Raw genomic sequence first — 396 nt, 5'->3', positions numbered from 1 at the left:
TTGGGAGCAAGCAGCAGGAAGTCAGGATGCTGCTGGGCATAGGCCCGCAAATCTTCCAGTTTTCGTCCAGGAAAAAGATCGAGCATCGTCTCTCCTTTCAGATCATGAATGCCTGTATTGTAGGTATAGCCTTTCTTTATGGCGAAGTCATCGACACCCAGGACAAGGCCGTTGTTCGTCTTCGCTTGTGTCCAAGCTTGTTCAGAAAGCCGTTCACTCTCGAACGGAATCGCTTCGTTATGCATCTGCTGAATAGTGCTGACATAGGAGCTTGTTGCATCCGGGCACTATGAGCTGCTGTGGAGCCAAATGCTTGCTGGACAGCTCGTTCACGAAAGAGGTGGCTGTACCGTCTTTTAGGACCAACAAATTCATACATCCAAACAAAACCAACCT

1 pseudogene is annotated in these 396 nt (G+C 49.0%); it reads right to left on the bottom strand.

What is annotated here, in order from left to right:
- Positions 1 to 396, bottom strand: a pseudogene (locus tag LRL21_RS47220) (transposase); the annotation flags it as partial.

This window comes from Paenibacillus periandrae, assembly GCF_022458865.1.
GTDB lineage: Bacteria > Bacillota > Bacilli > Paenibacillales > NBRC-103111 > Paenibacillus_S > Paenibacillus_S periandrae.
The sequence above is the reverse complement of the archived record's forward strand: the minus strand, read 5'-3'. Positions and strand labels throughout refer to the sequence as shown.